Origin of the sequence: Acinetobacter johnsonii CIP 64.6 (assembly GCF_000368045.1) — a bacterium.
Lineage (GTDB): Bacteria > Pseudomonadota > Gammaproteobacteria > Pseudomonadales > Moraxellaceae > Acinetobacter > Acinetobacter johnsonii.
On sequence record NZ_KB849235.1, the window covers coordinates 42,520 to 60,802 of the forward strand.

Below are 18,283 nucleotides of genomic sequence, written 5' to 3' on the forward strand. Positions count from 1 at the left end.
ATTCTATTAAACTTGATTCGCTTTATTTTTAGCAGGATGTCGTTTCTTTTTAGCCGTGGTCTTTTCGACAGGGTCTAAAACATAAGTAATTTCATCATCTTTGACATCGATCTGAATGACTTTAGGCAAATGATCTGCTGCCAAAGCCATCAATATTTCTGTGGCTAAAGCAGGCAATATACTGGCATTTAAAATGTGATCAACATTTCGTGCGCCGCTATCGACTTCCGTACAGCGACTTAATAACAGTTCTACCAGTTCCTCTGAATATTGAACTTTGGTTTGGTACTGCTTCTCAAGGCGAGAGGTTATTTTCTTGATTTTATGATGGATAATTTGAACCAGTAAATCATCATGCAGTGGGAAATAGGGAACGATACGCATGCGCCCTAAAAAAGCAGGTTTAAATTGTTTATATAAACTTGGTTTTAACTGCTCAGCTAAGCTTTCTGCAGTTGGCCATGTCTCAATCGGTTGATTCAAACAGGCCTGCATAATGGCATTCGAACCTACATTTGAGGTCAAAATAATGGTGGTATTCTTAAAGTCGATGATTCGGCCTTCACCATCTTCAAGCGTACCTTTGTCGAAAACTTGATAAAAGAGTTCTTGAACATCGTTGTGTGCTTTTTCAATTTCATCCAATAAAACCACACTATAAGGATTGCGGCGAACTGCTTCAGTCAGCACACCACCTTGACCATATCCCACATATCCTGGTGGAGCACCTTTTAAAGAAGAAACGGTATGTGCTTCTTGATATTCAGACATATTAATAGTGATTAGGTGGGATTCTCCACCATAAAGCTCACTCGCCAGCGCAAGTGCGGTTTCGGTTTTACCGACGCCACTAGGCCCCACCAACATGAACACACCTTGCGGTTTATTAGGATCATCCAATTTTGCTTTAGATGTTTTAATTCCCTGAACCAGTTGATGTAGGGCAGAGTCTTGTCCCATAACACGCTCAGCCAGTTTACTTTCTAGGCTGAGAATTTGTTTTATTTCATCGTTCACCATATTGCCCACAGGAATACCGGTCCAGTCTGAAATAATTTCATTAATGATTTGTGTATTAACACGCTCAAACACTAAGGGATTCTGGCCTTGTACATTGCTTAATTCTTCACAAAGCGCAGCAATCTCTTTTTGATCGTTATTAGCCGTTGTATCTTGTTGGAGTCGTTTTATCTGTTCAACAAGCGCTCTTTCTTTTTGCCATTGCGTTTGAGTGTGTTCAATTTCGCAATCAAGCTGCGCTAGTTTTTGCTTCAAATCGTGCAAGCGCTCATGATGAATCGGTAAATTTTTATGTTCATTTTCTAAAATCTCATATTCAAGTTTGAGATTATGTTGTTGAGCAAGTATCTGATCTAACTTTACAGGTTGTGCATTCTGAGTGAGTGCTACACGCGCTGCGGCTGTATCCAGTACACTAATTGCTTTGTCTGGGAGTTGACGACCACTAATATAACGATGTGAAGAGTGTACGGCTGTGACGATGGCTTCATCATCAATATTTAAATTAAAATGATTGGCCATGATTGGTAGCATGGCACGTAACATATCGATGGCGACATCTTCGGTTGGTTCTTCAACTTTAACGACTTGAAAGCGTCGACTGAGTGCCGCATCTTTCTCAAAATATTGTTTATATTCAGCCCATGTGGTTGCTGCAATGGTACGTAACTCACCACGAGCCAGTGCTGGTTTTAATAGATTGGCAGCATCATTTTGGCCTGCTTGACCTCCTGCACCAATCAAAGTGTGGGCTTCATCAATAAATAAAATTATAGGATGAGTGGCAGACTGAACTTCTTGAATTACTTGTTTCAAGCGATTTTCAAATTCACCTTTTACACTGGCACCTGCTTGTAATAGCCCCATATCAAGCGTATGCAGCTGAACATTTTTTAAAGCATCAGGCACTTGGTTGTTCACGATTTTTAACGCCAAACCTTCAACGACAGCCGTTTTTCCTACACCAGGCTCACCAGTTAAGATGGGGTTGTTTTGACGTCGACGCATCAGGATATCGAGCATTAAACGTATTTCAAACTCACGACCGATAACAGGGTCGATAAGGCCATTTTGTGCCTTTTGGGTCAGGTTAATCGTATATTGATCAAGTGCTGGCGTTTTGTTTTTAAGCAGATGTTGTGCAGGTTCAGTGCTTTCGATTGGCGCTGGTTCCTGTAAAATGTCTTGTTCGATACTGTTTGAGCAAAGGTCTAAAAATTTATGCTTCATTGTATCGATCGGGAACAGTTCAAATTGGCTTGAAGCACGTAATGCCATTTGATGCAAATCTGGTGCTGTTAAAAGTGCTACTAAGATATGACCCGTTCGAATGACAGGATTTTGTTCGGCTGAAGCAAGTAACCACGCTTGCTCCAATAAACGAATAGTGGATTGAGCAAAGATAGGGGTACGGGTATTTCCTTTAGGTAACTGGGAAAGACTGAGTTGTAAATCCTTAACTAAAAAATCATGGGAAATTTTATATTTTTCAACTAATAAGTGGAGATCATTTGGTTCTGGTTGTTCTAATAATTCAAGAAAAAAATGCTCTATTTCAATTTCATAATTTTGTTGATTAATACAACTATTTGCAGACTTCTCTAGAGCAACACGTGCATGATTAGATAGCTTCTTAATTAATATTTTAAGGTTATTCATATGTAACTCAGTCATGCTTTATAGCAAAGTTTTTACAAGACAAATATGCCAATGGCTATCTGTGTTTTTAGTGTAAATATAAAATTATTTATAAATTAGCATTTTACAAGCCATTATAAATGCTATTTGGCGAGTATTTTATATATATGGCATCATAATACACAAATGAAATTTAGATAAAAAAGAAGATATATTACAAAAAACAAACATAGTTACTTTTGAGTAATATTTCTTTCCTTGACTTTAGGTACCATATTTTTGTTAAATCCAAGCGCATTATATAAGCAGAAAGTATTTACCTAGGGTGTGTATATTTTAAATCGCAGTTACTGATAATAATTTTAATTTTTTATTCATAAAGGTTTGAGGCAAGTTTTGAAAAAATATTATTTAATTTTACCTACATTTGTTTTATTGGCGGTGACACCATTTACTTTTGCAGCGGCAGAAGAGGGTATTAGTTTAAAAAATAAGTGTATTAAAGATTACCCATTGGTAAATGGTGAGACTGATCACAATTTACTAAGTTTATATGCACAAATTTGCGATAGTAAAAATAAAAAAAATGATGAGCTAAAAAATAAATTATTAGTTCAAGCTGCAAGTCGATATCAAGAACTAGGGAAAAGTTATAAAGCACTTCAACTGGTTGAAGAGTTAAATACGCGAAATATTAATCATACATCATTAACAGATACTCGGTTTTTAGCTGGCGTTTCGATTGCAAATACGGCGTTAAACCATATGCGTCAAGAAGAAATGCGCTATTTATCTGCAGACTTAACTTATCCGCCTGCTAAAGATTTGTCTAATCTCGTTCGTAACTCTTTGCCTGCGCCAGATACGAGTGATGCAAAGGCCGTGGTGATCAAAGCACCAAAGAAAACCACGCGTAAAATCGCAAGTTCAACCAAACAAACCACAAAGAAAACAATGGCTCAGGTGGCAAAACCCAAAAAAGTTGAGAAAGCACAATCAACTGAAGTGGCGAGCAAACCGAATACGAATCCCTTCAATTCACTTTAAAAACTTTCATTTTTGAAATAATAAAAAATAGGATTTTCATATGGCTAAACGTGAAAGCGTCCAGAAAAAGTTACAGCGTATTCGACCACCTCGGGTACAACTGACTTATGATGTTGAGGTTGGTGATGCTAAAGAAATTAAGGAATTACCATTTGTTGTTGGTGTTTTAGGTGATTTTTCCGCGGCATCTGAAATAGAAAAAACCAAGCTCAAAGACAAAAAATTTATTAATGTTGATTTGGAAAACATTGATGAAGTCATGGAGTCTTTAGCACCACGTGCAGCCTATCAAGTTGAAAATACATTGACTGAAGAAGGTGGACGTATGTCTGTTGATTTGACGTTTAAGTCGATGGAAGATTTTCGTCCTGAAAATGTGGTTCAGCAAGTGGATCCTTTGAAAAAGTTGGTAGAAGCTCGTGAACGTTTGACTGATTTGCGTAACAAAATTTCGAATAATGAGCGCTTAGAAGATCTACTTGATCAAGTTCTGCACAATACAGATCAAGTGCGTAAAATGAGTGTGGAGGCTGAAAATGAATAATGCCCAATCTGCTGCAGTTGCTCAAGATACCACTGAAGAATTTACGCTATTAGATTCAATTGTTGAACGTAGTCGAATTGCTCGAAATGAAGAAGAGCATGATCGTGCGAAAAGTTTAATTGGCGAGCTCGCTAAAGAAGTGATGGCGGGGACGATTACTGTTTCAGAAAATATGACATTATCGATTGATAAGCGTATTGCTGAAATTGATGCACTCATTTCAACGCAGCTCAGTAAAATTATCCATGACGAACAATTTCAAAAAATTGAATCGACATGGCGCGGTTTATATTACTTTTGCCAAGAAACGCCATCTAATCCATTGATTAAGATTCGTATGTTGAATACAACGAAGAAAGAATTAATCAAGGATTTTCAAGGCGCAACGGACTTTGATCAAAGTACATTGTTTAAAAAGATCTATGAAGAAGAATATGGGTCATTTGGTGGTGCGCCATATGCCACATTAATTGGCGATTTTGAGTTTGATCGTACACCTTCAGACATGTATTTGCTGGAACAAATTTCACATGTTGCTGCAGCTGCACATGCACCCTTTATTTCTGCAGCAGATGCTAACATCCTCGGATTGGAGTCATTTACGGATATTGACCGTCCGCGTGAAGTATCCAAAATTTTTGAAACCGCTGAATATGTTCAGTGGCGTTCTTTCCGAGAAAGTGATGATGCGCGCTATGTTGCATTAACAATGCCGCGTGTATTGGGTCGTCTGCCTTATCACCCTAAGGAAGGTACAGCGACTGAAGGCTTTAATTTTGTGGAAGAAGTCTCAGGGCAAAATCACGATGAATATTTATGGATGAATGCTGCCTATGCTTTTGGCACGCGTTTGACCAATGCTTTTGATATGCATGGTTGGTGTGCTGCCATTCGTGGGGTTGAAGGTGGTGGTTTAGTAGAAGGATTACCCGTTCATACCTTTAAAACCAGTGATGGTGAAGTGGTCTTTAAATGTCCGACTGAAATTGCGATCACCGATCGTCGTGAAAAAGAGCTCAGTGATCTTGGCTTTATTCCTTTAGTACACTGTAAAAATACAGATTACGCAGCATTTTTTGGTGCGCAATCGACGCAGAAACCTAAAAAGTATAATAGCGATTCTGCCAATGCAAACTCTGCTTTATCTAGCCAAATTCAGTACATTATGGCCGTTTCACGTATTGCACATTATTTAAAAGCCATGATGCGAGATAAAGTCGGAAGCTTTGCTTCGGCTGGAAACATTGAAACATTTCTAAATGAGTGGTTGGCTCAATATATTTTGCTTGATGACGGGGCTTCACAAGAGGCGAAAGCGCAATATCCGCTGCGTGAAGCATCTGTCAAAGTTGTAGAGAACCCAGCACAACCGGGGCACTACAAATCTGTGGTTTTCTTAAGACCACATTTCCAGTTGGATGAGTTGTCAGTATCACTGCGACTTGTTACTGAGTTACCTCAGTCCTCAAACTAATTTGAGTGCCAACACATAATAACTTTAGAATAGGAAAAGATTACAAATGAAAGACATATACGTACAGTTCAGAGGTAAATATAAGGTCGATGGCGAGTCGCGCGATACAGAGCACCAAGGTTGGTTAGAGGTGAACTCTTGGTCACACAATATTCGTCAGCCAAAGTCTGCAACATCATCAAGTGTTGGTGGTCATACGGCAGAACGTGTTGAACACTCAGACATGCTTTTTGTTAAAGATTTGGATGCAACCAGTCCAAAACTTTGGGAAGCATGTTCAGCCGGTTATACCTTTGATGAAGTACAAATTGATTTTTATCGCGCAAATGGCGATAAGCGCATCAAGTATCTACAAATTAAATTGAAGCATGTTTTGGTTTCAAGTGTTACACCAACAGTAAGTGAGGAAGGTGTTCCGCTTGAAGGGTTTGGTTTGAAATATGCTGCTGTGGAATGGACGTATAACCAGCAAGATATTAATGGCACACAAAAAGGTGCTGTGACCAAGAAATGGTCTTTATCAAACAATACTGCATCATACGCTGCATAAAAATAACTGAAAAAATAAAGGCTAACCAACGTTGGCCTTTATTTATGCGAGATGATTTTAATCAACATGAATCTAGATCAGCTTTATCCCTATGGGTTTAGAAAAACGCTATTTGACCGATTACTACCGACCACTGAACAGGACCGATTGGGGATGTCTCTTCAGGAGCTACGTGAATCCGTCGCGACCGACTTAGAAGATTTGTTGAACAGTCGTATGGCCAATTTTAATGATTCAATTGATGCTTTCCCGTTGGTGAAAAAGTCCATTGTTCAGTTTGGAATCATTGATTTTGTTGGATTATCGACTGCGAATCCGACCGATCGCGATAAAATTTGCCAATCGATTGCTGCGTCTATTACAGCGCATGAGCCGAGACTAAAACAAATCAAAGTCGAAATGTTGCTCGATGGGCAGAATATGGGGGCTTTGTGTTTGAGTATTCAAGCCTATTTAAATATTCATCCTTTATATGAACCCGTCATTTTTGATGCTTTGCTCAAACCGACAACACAACAATATGTTATTTCTGCAAGAGCTTAATGGGGCTGATTTGTGATTGAAGAATTATTACCGTACTACGAAAAACAATTACAAGAATTTGGGCAGCAGTCCCGTGAGTTTTCGCAAAAATACCCCAAAATCGCTCAGCGTTTATCCTTAAACCAAGAGCAAGTAGATGATCCGCATATTGAACGCTTAATTCAGTCTTTTTCTTTAATTGCAGCAAGAATTGATAAGAAACTGGCGGACAGTTACGACATCTTTACCCGGTCTTTGTTTGAGGTGATGTTTCCTCAATACCTTAAACCATTTCCTGCATGTACTGTGGTCAGTTTTGAAGACTTAAATAAGTGTAAACAATTAACTGAAGCTCATCTTATTCCTAAAAATACTGCAATAAAATCAAGAAGTTTTAAAGGCGTACAGTGTGAATTTAGCACCACACAAGAACTAAAGTTATTACCCATTGAACTGAGTCATCTCAATTTTAAAACCAATCCTAGTGCGCATATGCATTTAAATCAAAATGCAACGCTAAGCTTGGGCTTTAATATTTTTAATCAGACACATCGAACTTTAGAAAAAGAAAACTTGCCTATTTATTTGGATGCGATATCCAATTTTCCACTACAAGTTTTGGATGCTGTGTTCCAGTCGGGTACAGGATTTTCATTAAAGTTTGGTCATCGCGTCATCGACATCCCAAATCCGTTTAGTATCATGGGTTTTGCTGAAACTGAAAGTCTGTTGCCCTTGGATCAACATACACATCATGCATACCGGCTGTTGATGGAATATTTCTGTTTTTCTGAAAAATTTAACTTTCTCAATATGAACTTAGGTTTGTTAAAATATTTAGAAAAAGAGCAAAATCAGTTTGAAATTTTGATTCATCTTAAACTGAATTTAAATGATCAGGTCAATATTCGAAATTATTCTGAGTTGAATGTCGCAAACTTTAAATTATATGTGGTACCAGTTATCAATTTATTTAAAAAACAGGCTGAACCTCAAAAAATTAATCATCAACAACTCGAATATCCTTTAATTACCGATGCTCATCATCCTGAGTTTTATCAAACTTATTCGATTACTAAAATGCAAATGATTCGTGAAAAGTCGAATAAAGATCAAACTACTTTTGACATTTATCCATTCTTTGCGATGAGTCATTATCAAAAGGATGAGACTCAGTTTTTTTATAGTTTGAATTCGGCACAGCTACAAAATAAATATGTTGAAACAGGTTATAGTATTATTTCAAAACATTTATCGCCTGAAACAACCAAATCTGATTTTATCAGTACGCAATTATTATGCTCCAATCGTGATTTACCCCATGAGGCATTGAGCCAAGCCAACAATATATTAAATTTGAATGATAGTAGTCTGGCACGGCGAGCTGTGGTTTTAAAAAGACCGAATAAACCCTATTACTTTGAACAAAATAAAAAAGAGCAATGGCGGATCATTTCGCATTTATCATTAAATACTTTATCTCTCACCAAGGGCGATGCTTTAAGCCATATTCAGGAATTGCTTGAACTGTATAACCTGCCTCAGCTCAAAGAAAACCACCTTATTATTAATGCGATTCAGTCGGTTAGTTTTGAATTAAAGCAAAAGATGGTGGATGCAAAACCATTCCCACTCTTTATACGAGGGTTGAAAGTAAATCTAGGGATTGATTCGAAAGTGTTTCGAGGACATAGCCTGTATATTTTTAGTCAGTTGTTGTCGCATGTCTTTAATCTAAAAGTCCAGATGAACAGTTTTGTCGATGTTGTTATTTCAGATGCTCAATCTCAACAGGAGTTATACCAATGCGTGCAGAACGTTGGTGGCAAGACACTTCTATAGTTGATGTACTGGTTGAACAACCGAACGCTTTTGAATTTATTCAGGCCACGCGATTACTACGTCATGCGGAGGCTCCCCATGCTCAAAAAGAAGGGGATTGGGCAAAGCAATTTAAGTTTCATAGTTCACTGAATCTTAATTTTCCGAATGCAGAAATTGAGAGTTTGACCCTTGACGAAGAAAAAATTCACTTAACCAACTTAATGATTGGTTTAACTGGGATTCAGGGCACCTTACCGTATAGCTATACCAATAAAATTAAACAAAGTGCGCGTATACAACGGAATGAAACACTTCATTTTTTAGGTTTATTTAATCACAAGCTCACTGCGCAATATGTGGATGCATCTTTAGCTTACCATTTACCGATTCGCTATGAGATTGAGCAAGAAAACCATTACCTCGATATTTTGCATGCACTAAATGGCTATGTGAGTGCTCAACATGAGCAGCAGGATTTAGATCATTATTTTGCTGAATTCGCTGGATTAATGCAGGGGCAAAATAATACATCACATGCGCTAAAAACCATGCTGAGTTGTGTGTTTAAGCAACCCTTTAAGATTAAAGAATTTGTTGAAGAGGTCTTTCATTTGTCCCCTGAACAAAGAAGCACACTGGGTGGTAATAATCAATTGGGCATTAATACCTTTTGTGGAGAAAATATCCGTCAAATAGATGGAAAAATTGAAATAGAAGTTGGCCCCGTCTCATACACCGAGTATTTAAAATTTTTACCCGATCAAGCTGAGAGTATAAAACTTAAACGATTACTTGCAAGCTGGCTCAGTCCAACGCTTGGGGTGGATTTAAGAATCATCCTGAGGAAAGAGGATATTCAACCGATTCAGCTGAGTTCAACGATGACCATTGGTTTATCACAAGGCGCTTTTTTAATGCCGATGCCAACTGAACACAATCATGAAACCTGTTATACATTGATGGGGATAGGGCATGCTTAAGCTCTTTATTGGTACTTTGAGCAGCTTGTTGTTGCTTGTTGCAGGAATCGTCATTTTTTATTGGCGAGATATTCAATATGACCCAACTGGGGCAGACCTGCTCAATTATTTGCTTCTATTTCCACTGATTCTGTGTGTGATTTTATGGTCTCCTGTATTTATTTATCATGCCATTAAAGCCCACCAAAAGCGCAAAGAGCAACAAAAACAAGCGCAAGTAGAGCAGCATCAGGATGATGACAACCAACAGGCTGAAGCTGTTGAAGTTCAGTGGTTGAACCTGAATATTTATTCCTCGTCTGCATATAGTGCTTTTGGGGAAAATGACGAGATTCTTGACGAGATTAAAAAATATAAAAGCCCAGAGCTCGATACGCAATTACAAAATGCCTATGGCTTACCGATGCTGTCTTATCGCATACATGCACTAGATCATGTCATTACAAATCAGGACGATGGTGAAGTCGTTGATCATCCGCGCCATCTGCGAATTCAAGCTCTGATCGAGCATCAACTAGAGCAACATGCAGAAACATTGTGGCAAGTCTCGCAGCATTTAAAGCAATCGGCTTTATTTTATGACAGTGAATTGGCCTATGAATATCGTATGCATCCGGCATGGATTGATCCTACGAGTGAATATGATAGCAATGAACCAGAGGAACAACCTGATGTGCAGCAGGTTGCTAAATTAAACCGTATCAATATACATATGCTGCTGCCTGAATCGATGTTACATGCTTGGAATGAAGAACAAAGCAGTGGCGTCGTACAGGATTATTTAAGTTCATTAGGCGTGATTACGCAGCAAATTCATCTTGAGCACCATTATTTCAGTCAAGAAACAGCCTATAAAGATTGGATGCTGTTATTGGAGCAAATTTCTCAGCAGTCAGAGGAAATCACGTTCATCCTGAATGTAGATTCTGAAATTGACCAAGAACTGCTTGATGAAAAAACATGGTTAACCGACCATTACTTGCCTGCTGAATATGCCTCTAGTTGGTGCTTAGCATCATCTTCTTTACCATTACTTGATATCAAACCCTTAAAACAACTCAAGATTGCACTAAACGAGGCCAATCTTGCCAATCATTTTGAATCCCCACCGATGAAGCAATTAGAACAATTTAAAGATATTCAGCCTTTTGTGCTGATGCTCGATGATATTACAGACATTCAAACCATGAAAAAACTTAACCAAATTTTCGATCGAAGTGGGATTGAATTGCATCACTTCATTCATACCAAACAAAGCTTTGGACATACGCAGCATTTGGCCAAAGTATTTGGATTTATGTTGAGTATGCATTTGCCTGATGAGCTGATGGCGATGATTTATAGCACTGATCAATTGTCTACACATTGTTTTCTACATGCGTGTGAAGACAGTAATATCCCTGTAGAACCAACCATTTAAATTAAAAAAGAATAAGAGAGTATTGTGAATTCTTTATTTTATAACGTCTTAGGTTATGTTTGGCAGTATGTGAGCAACCCTAAAGCTATTATGGCTATATCGGGTTTTGTCGCACTAATGGCCATGTATAACGTCATTCCAGCCAAAATCTTTTGGCCTTTAATGATTTGTTATGTATTCGGGTTGATGCTGTGGGGGATTTATTTACTCATTGTACGTCGTCGACATGCTGCACAAGGTGAAGCTCTTGCCGATGCCATTGCACATGACACCAATGCAGAATATGGCAAACAAAAAAACAAAGATGAACTTCATTTGATTCAGCAACAAATGAAAGAATCTATTCAGTTGATTCGAAAATCAAAACTGGGGGATAAAAAGGGCAATGCTGCACTCTACGAGTTGCCATGGTATATGGTAATTGGTAATCCTGCTGCGGGTAAAAGTTCGGCCATTTATAATTCGGGTTTAAAGTTTCCTTTTGAAGAAACTCATCAAAAATCAGTTTCTGCTGGACTCAGCGGAACACGTCATTGCGACTGGTTTTTTTCAACAGAAGGCGTGTTATTAGATACTGCAGGTCGTTATTCTGTTTATGCAGAAGATCATTTTGAGTGGCTAGGTTTTTTAAATATTTTGAAAAAAAACCGCTCAAAAGCACCAATCAATGGCTTGATCGTGATTGTCAGTATTGCTGAGTTGGTGAGTAACAGTCCAGAAAAGTCGATCAAATTGGCAAAGAATTTACGTGCCCGGATTCAAGATCTCACTGAGCGCCTAGAAGTTTTTTCGCCTGTTTATTTGGTCTTCTCTAAAATGGATCTGATTGCAGGCTTTACTGAGTTTTTTGAATGTTATGAAGTCGGTGAGTTTGATCAGGTTTGGGGGGCAACACTGCCTTATACAACCGATGGGGCCAATAATGTTGTAGAATTGTTTGAAAAACACTATTCAATTTTATATGACGGTTTAAAAGGCGTCAGTACGACACATCTCAGCCGCCGACATTCGCAGAATATTTCTCCAAGTGTCATGACATTTCCTTTAGAGTTTAAGAGCTTAAAGCCTGCGTTAAAGACATTTATTGGCACGCTGTTTGAAGATAACCCTTACCAATTTAAACCTGTTTTTCGTGGCTTTTATTTCACCAGTGCACTGCAAGAAGGCATTATTGAAAGTCCAATGACCGAGCAAATTGCTCAAGACTTTTTATTGCAAAAAGGTTTAGACAATGAAAATGGCATTCCAACGCGCTCAGTTTCGCAAAACCATGGCTATTTTTTAAAAGGTTTATTTTCTGACATTATTCTGAAAGACAAGAACCTCGTTAAACAGCATATTAACCCTAGCCGAAAGCGTCAGCGTTATATTGCCTTTGTTGCCGCTTTATTTGGTGTAGCCATCATTTTAAGTCTATGGGTGTGGTCTTATCGGAATAATCAACAATTGATTGCAGATGTACAAGCCGATTTAGACAAAGTTGTTTTACTTGAAAAGCAATCGGGTCAAGAGTTGTCTACACAGCTGAGTGCACTCTTGATTTTACAGGAACGTATGCAGCAGTTGGACCAATTTGAAGAAGATCGTCCTTTAAAGCTGGGTTTTGGTCTATATCAGGGAGATGAGCTGCAGGAGAAGCTAAAAACAGAATATTTAAAGGGTGTTGAGCAAATCGTCTTGATTCCAACACAACAAAATATTGCCCAATATCTACAGCGGGTGAAAAGCAATGAAGAAAAATTGCGCACAAACCATGCAAATGTAGAGCTGACACCTGTTGCAAAAACACAGCAATATTTAGAGCCTAATGATGCAAATCCACAAGATGCATACAATGCTTTAAAAGCCTATTTAATGATGGGCAATACTCAATATATGGATGCAAGCCATTTAAGTGATCAAGTCACACGTTTCTGGCGTTCATGGTTGGATAATAATCGTGGGCAAATGCCGCGCGGCGAAATGATCCAAAAGGCAGAGCAAATTTTGTCATATAGCATGACTTTAGCTGGTGACCCTAAATTTCCAGTACTCAGCTCAGACAGCTTGGTGGTGGATCAAACGCGTCAAGTTCTTCTGTCTGTTGTTCGTGGAATGCCTGCACGAGACCGTGTTTATAATGAATTAAAAATGCGTGCGGCTGTCCGTTATCCAGCATTAACCATAAAGCAAATGCTTGGCGATGCCAATCAAAATGCAATTTTAGGGAGTTATGCTTTACCGGGTATGTTTACACATGCGGCATGGTCAGAATATATTGAACAAGCCATCGATGAAGTTGCAAAACGTCCTACGGATACCAAAGACTGGGTACTCAACAGCACACAGTCGGATGACTTATCATTTAGTGGTAGCCCAGATCAAATCCGTAAACAGCTCACAGAACTCTATAAAAAAGAATATATTGCGGAGTGGCGGAAATTTTTAGGTGCGATACATTATGCAAAAGCTAAGGATTACGGACAACAGGCGAGTTTCGTTCAAGTTTTAGGCGAGCCTGAAAACTCACCCATTCGAAGTGTTTTTGATTGCGTTGCCAAAGAAACCAGTTGGGACAACCCAGTCGTAATGGCGGAGCTGGCAGCGCCACAAACAGGTTTTGTGGCTTGGTTTAAACGCAAAGTATTAAGACGAGATGAAACTCAGCTTGATGCCAAAGTCATGAATCAATCGCAAGGCCCGATTTCTAAAGAATTCCAGATGTTTTATCAATTGGTGCGTAAGCGTGACGACCAACAAAATAAGTCTTTGCTTGATGAATACATGCAATCTTTAGCTCAAGTCCGAAGTAAATTCAATGACTTGAAAAGCTCAGGGGATATTGGACCATCTGCGATGAATTTGGTTAAGTCGACCATTAATGAGCAAAATTCTGTCTTTAATACAACACAGAAGCTGGTAGATGAAAAAATGTCAGTTGGCCTGTCTGAGGTTGATCAGAAACTGCTCCAAAAGCTGTTGATGTCGCCTCTGACACAATCATTTGAAAGTTTAATTCTCCCTGCACAAGATGAGATGAATAAGCTATGGGTTATGCAAGTCTACCAACCTTTCAATACGAACCTGAGTAAAAAATATCCTTTTAACTCTTCAGCGACACTGCAAGCAACCAGCAATGAAATTAGCCAAATTCTTGGCGAAAATGGCAGTATTGCGCGTTATGTCAAAGAGTATCTTGATCCACTGGCTATTCGTCGTGGTTATACCTTGACTTCTAAGACATGGAAAGATTTAGGGATTAGTTTAAATCCACAATTTGTAATGAATTTTCAAAGCTATGTTGCGCCAAGTAATGGCATGGCAACAGGAGCGTTAAATCAAGCTTCGTCTGCACCTGCTGCTACGGCGCAATCCAATTTTCAATTTTACCCAATTGAAAATCCTAAGTTTTTATCCTATACCATTGATATTGATGGACAAAGAATGCTTTATGAAAACGGCATTCAACAATGGGTGAATTTTGTATGGCCAAATGCCGGAGCAATTCCAGGTGCACGTATTACAGCCATTGATTTAGATGGGAAAACGCATACGATTTTTGAGGCGCCTGGTGAATATGGTATTAATCGTTTAATTGACGGTGCTGAGCGAACGCAACGTGGCGGAAGCTATGAAATGATTTGGAGAAATCAGCAAAATCCAGAGCTTGCAGTAAAAGTCAATTTCCGTTTAATCAGCGGAGACGCAAATGGTGGAGTAGGCGGGCAGCGCAGTTACAATGGCATGCAACTGGTCGATCAAATTGTCACCAATAAATCCGTACGTGTGGTGGCAGCGCAAACCACACCTTCAGCAACAGCTGCAAGTCCTAAAGCTCCAACACCAGGTATACAGGAGCCTCGTTTATGATTTCTCGAAAGTGGCTAGGTTGTAAGGAGTATTGCGATGGATGAACTGCGTACCTTAGCTTTATATTATGGAAAATGTCCTGCACGTGGTGATTTCTTAAAAACACGCGGCCAGTATGCCTTAATTCAACTGATTGATCAGTGGATTACTGAAGCATTAGAACATGCCATGCAATCAGAGGGATTTAGTCAAGCATATGAAAAGCTACCTTCATTAGACTTTTTTATTGCCAATCCACAAGAAAATAATTTTCTTGTGGCAAATTTGATAGCCAGTCACGATAGTTCTGGTCGTCAATTTCCAATGGTATTGAGTCATTTATTAGAGATTGAAAACAGTTTTGATAATCTTATTTATGCGCCATATCGCTATAAGCAAACTTTAATCGACTTATTTCAAAAGAATCGTGTGGTACGTTCGATACGTGACCCCAATATCGTGCTCGATAAATTATCTAAATTAAATAATGAGATACAGGTTTTTAATCACAGCGAAGTTTCGGCATTTTATGAACACCATACGATACATTCATTTGCTCAATTACTAAGAATGAGCAGTTATGAGCTTGCACAAAGCATGATTGGACTCGGGTTATTGTTACAACCCGTTATTCAACATGGTACTAGTCGCTTAACTAAAGTGTTGATATTACCTATTAATAACTCTAGCTACTGCTATGAAATTGCAGCTTTTTGGGTCAATCTAATCAGTTTTTTTATTCAAAATCAAAATGCTGAGCTTCTGATAGGGGTTTTACATAGCGAAAAACCGGTACTGCTTTTTGGCTTTCAAGGGGCAGATATTATGACCTTAAGTGAAATTTTCACGCAAAAGTTAGATTCAGATCACTGGGTTTCATTGGTCCAAGCCAATTGGATTGATGCATATTTAGAGCAAAATGCCGGTTTGGCAACGCTGGAGCAAGCTTTGTGTGAGCGGCAATTGAGCTTAATACAAGCTGTGAAACTTTTTAAAAAAACTTTTATAGATTAGTAAAATATGAAAATAAATCATAGATTTAAGTCGAATAAATGGCTGCTGACTTTAACGTTGGTTTTGAGCGTGAATGTATGGGCTGAACCGATTATTGTTGAAGGTGTTGTTCCAAATGATGCTAGTAAGCAAATCATTTTAAACAAGATGTATAGTGTTTATGGCGCTGACCAAGTGATTGATAAAATAAAGGTTAAAGCAGTTAATGCTCCAAATGGTTGGAGTGAATCTGTTGCGAATATGGTGGTTCCAGAGTTAAAAAAAGTTCACCAAGGTAAACTTTCTGTACGTGGTACGCAAATGGAACTTAATGGAAAAATATCGAGTTCAAATGAAGTTCAGCCAACAACAAACTTATTCCAAAGTCTAGTAACGCCACCATATCGATTAAATGCACAGCTTTCTGTCAATCAGGCTGAACAGCAAATTATAGATGAAGCGCTTAAAAACAGAATTATAGAATTTGAATCTGGCAGTGCGGTTTTGGCTGCGAATGGGACTCAGATCTTAGATGAAATGGCGGTGGCTCTAAATAAGGTTGGTGGGAAAAAGGTCAAAATTATCGGACATACAGACAGCTCAGGTGACGCCGCAAAGAATCTTGTTTTAAGTAAAGAGCGTGCTGTAGCTGTGAAAAATTATTTGATCAATAAAAGTATTGCAGCAGAACGCTTAAGTGTCGAAGGATTGGGCTCAAACAAACCTGTTGCTGATAATGCAACTGCAGATGGTCGTAAGAAAAACCGTCGAATTGAATTTGATGTGATCTAAGTTATTTATAAAAAGCTACATCATCAAGTGTAGCTTTTTATAAATAACTTATTGTTATTCCAAAGTAGAAATGTCCTACCTTAAAACCAAATAGAAATGTCCTATATGGACATTTCCAAGTCAAGCACAGGATTTAGATTTCGTTGTTCAATCGCTGTTTTCTGTGCACGTCTGCTTGGCATCTTTTGAGAACGATTACGTTTGTTTTGCTGTTCCAGTTCTTCATGCTGTTGTTGGATATGATTCAGAACAGCACTCAACCGTTTATTCTCAACAATCTCTCGCTGATTCAGCTGACTTAATTTATCGAAGAGGCTGTAATTGATCTTTCGGCTATTATGCATGATGGCTACAGTACCATCCGGGTATTCCAGGAACTCAAGATACTTACCGATCAACCTCTGATTTTCTTCGGTGTTTTCCAAGAGATATACGCATTTATCATAAGTAATCGTCAGGCTATTCGTGACTCTGCGGGGTTCACGCCAGGTAAAAATATCATCTAATTGCTCGGCTGTTTCAGTGACAGAGCGGTGTAAGTTCTTAGGATTAAAGGCCATCTTTGCAAACTTGAGATTGAACTGCTCAATAAAGCAGGGCAACCACTTATTCGCATCTGCAATCGAACTGATACCTTCCAGACGCATCTCCTTAATCAGACGATCCTGAAGTGTCCTGTTGGCCCGTTCCACACGTCCTTTGGCCTGCGGTGAATTGGCGAAGATGATATCGATATTCAGGGTGCTGAGTACACGTCCAAACTGGGTAATCTTGGTGTCTTTCTTGCTGCTTTGATTCACTCTAAAGACTGAATGTTTGTCGCTGTAAAACGCTAAAGGCTTACCGTGCTGTTCGACATATAAACGTGTTGAAATCATATAGTCAAAAGTTGATTCTGACTCACAGAAGCGTAAATGCTGTAATTTGCCTGTGGCATCATCAATGAACACCAGTAGGCAGCATTTAGCAGCGCGTCCTTCAAACCAGTCATGGTGTGAGCCATCAATTTGGATCAGCTCACCAAAGCAATCCCGGTTGTAACGAGGCTGATACGGGCGCTTCAGGCGCTTGGATCGAGGAATCCATAAGTCAGCTGCAATCATCCAGGAACGCAGGGTTTCTACTGAAAGATCGAATCCATGCACGGTGGTGAGCTTTTCATGCGCTAAAGTGGGTCCGAAACCATGGAGTTGGTCAGAAATAATATTGAGGCATTTGAGTCTGAGTTCTTCAGGAAGTTTGGAATTGCTGATTTGGCCACGACCGGCATGGGCTAATGCAACTGGACCTTGGGCTTTGTATTTCTGCAGTAAGCGTCTGATCTGACGTTCTGAAATATGAAGTAGCTGAGCAGCCTGGGATTGAGTTATGCGTTGATCGCAGATTTCCTGCAAGACCGACAATCGTTTAAGTTCTTTATCCGACATAGACACCAACATATCAAACCGTCCGCTAAGGAAATCGCAAAAGTGCATATTCTAAAAGCGGACATTTTTACTTTGGAGAAACCGGACATTTCTATTTTGGAGTTACACTTATATTGCGTATAATGTATATTATGTTAAATAGCATATCTAAGACTGTAGCCTACGCAACCTCAGTTGGTGCTACAGCTCGACATTGTGAATCTCAGTAAAATTATATTCACAAT

At 38.9% G+C, this 18,283-nt stretch carries 13 protein-coding genes; 11 read left to right on the forward strand and 2 right to left on the reverse strand.

Translation table 11 applies throughout. From position 1 onward, the window contains the following. Window positions 1-6: 6 nt before the first annotated feature. A complete protein-coding gene (gene tssH, locus F986_RS05965) occupies window positions 7-2,679 on the reverse strand; it encodes a type VI secretion system ATPase TssH (protein ID WP_004693073.1) in 2,673 nt (890 codons plus the stop codon). Between the two features lie 375 nt (window positions 2,680-3,054). Here tssH and F986_RS05970 point away from each other — a divergent pair, with 375 nt between their 5' ends. From F986_RS05970 to F986_RS06020, 11 genes are all read left to right on the forward strand, one after another. Further along, the gene (locus F986_RS05970) at window positions 3,055-3,705 is read left to right on the forward strand and encodes a hypothetical protein (protein ID WP_004693075.1); all 651 of its coding nucleotides are present in this window, start codon (window positions 3,055-3,057) and stop codon (window positions 3,703-3,705) included. 40 nt (window positions 3,706-3,745) lie between these two features. Next, the gene (tssB, locus tag F986_RS05975; RefSeq protein WP_004693077.1) at window positions 3,746-4,249 is read left to right on the forward strand and encodes a type VI secretion system contractile sheath small subunit; all 504 of its coding nucleotides are present in this window, start codon (window positions 3,746-3,748) and stop codon (window positions 4,247-4,249) included. Further along, a complete protein-coding gene (tssC, locus tag F986_RS05980; protein WP_004693079.1) occupies window positions 4,242-5,723 on the forward strand; it encodes a type VI secretion system contractile sheath large subunit in 1,482 nt (493 codons plus the stop codon). Before tssB ends, tssC begins: the two co-directional genes overlap by 8 nt. A 46-nt stretch (window positions 5,724-5,769) precedes the next feature. Then, window positions 5,770-6,273 (forward strand): Hcp family type VI secretion system effector, encoded by a 504-nt coding sequence (locus F986_RS05985; protein ID WP_004693082.1) that lies wholly within the window; start codon window positions 5,770-5,772, stop codon window positions 6,271-6,273. Window positions 6,274-6,339: 66 nt separating this feature from the next. Further along, window positions 6,340-6,816 carry a type VI secretion system baseplate subunit TssE gene (tssE, locus tag F986_RS05990; protein WP_010326723.1) on the forward strand — a complete coding sequence of 159 codons (477 nt, stop codon included), beginning with the start codon at window positions 6,340-6,342 and terminating at the stop codon, window positions 6,814-6,816. A gap of 12 nt (window positions 6,817-6,828) precedes the next feature. Continuing rightward, entirely contained in the window at window positions 6,829-8,637 is a 1,809-nt protein-coding gene (tssF, locus tag F986_RS05995; RefSeq protein WP_004693086.1) for a type VI secretion system baseplate subunit TssF, read from the forward strand. After that, on the forward strand, window positions 8,601-9,599 hold the full coding sequence (tssG, locus tag F986_RS06000; RefSeq protein WP_004693089.1) for a type VI secretion system baseplate subunit TssG: 999 nt from the start codon (window positions 8,601-8,603) through the stop codon (window positions 9,597-9,599). The genes tssF and tssG overlap by 37 nt, the downstream gene beginning before the upstream one ends. Then, entirely contained in the window at window positions 9,592-11,019 is a 1,428-nt protein-coding gene (locus F986_RS06005; RefSeq protein WP_004693090.1) for a hypothetical protein, read from the forward strand. The genes tssG and F986_RS06005 overlap by 8 nt, the downstream gene beginning before the upstream one ends. Before the next feature lie 90 nt (window positions 11,020-11,109). Beyond that, the gene (gene tssM / locus F986_RS06010) at window positions 11,110-14,868 is read left to right on the forward strand and encodes a type VI secretion system membrane subunit TssM (RefSeq protein WP_171057604.1); all 3,759 of its coding nucleotides are present in this window, start codon (window positions 11,110-11,112) and stop codon (window positions 14,866-14,868) included. 36 nt (window positions 14,869-14,904) lie between these two features. Further along, complete coding sequence (tagF, locus tag F986_RS06015; protein WP_004693096.1) at window positions 14,905-15,861, forward strand: type VI secretion system-associated protein TagF; 957 nt, start codon at window positions 14,905-14,907, stop codon at window positions 15,859-15,861. 6 nt (window positions 15,862-15,867) lie between these two features. Beyond that, the gene (locus tag F986_RS06020; RefSeq protein ID WP_004693097.1) at window positions 15,868-16,632 is read left to right on the forward strand and encodes an OmpA family protein; all 765 of its coding nucleotides are present in this window, start codon (window positions 15,868-15,870) and stop codon (window positions 16,630-16,632) included. A 101-nt stretch (window positions 16,633-16,733) separates the two neighbouring features. On the opposite strand, the gene F986_RS06025 is transcribed toward F986_RS06020, so the two are convergent. Beyond that, entirely contained in the window at window positions 16,734-18,059 is a 1,326-nt protein-coding gene (locus tag F986_RS06025) for an ISNCY family transposase (protein WP_080631517.1), read from the reverse strand. Window positions 18,060-18,283 lie beyond the last annotated feature (224 nt).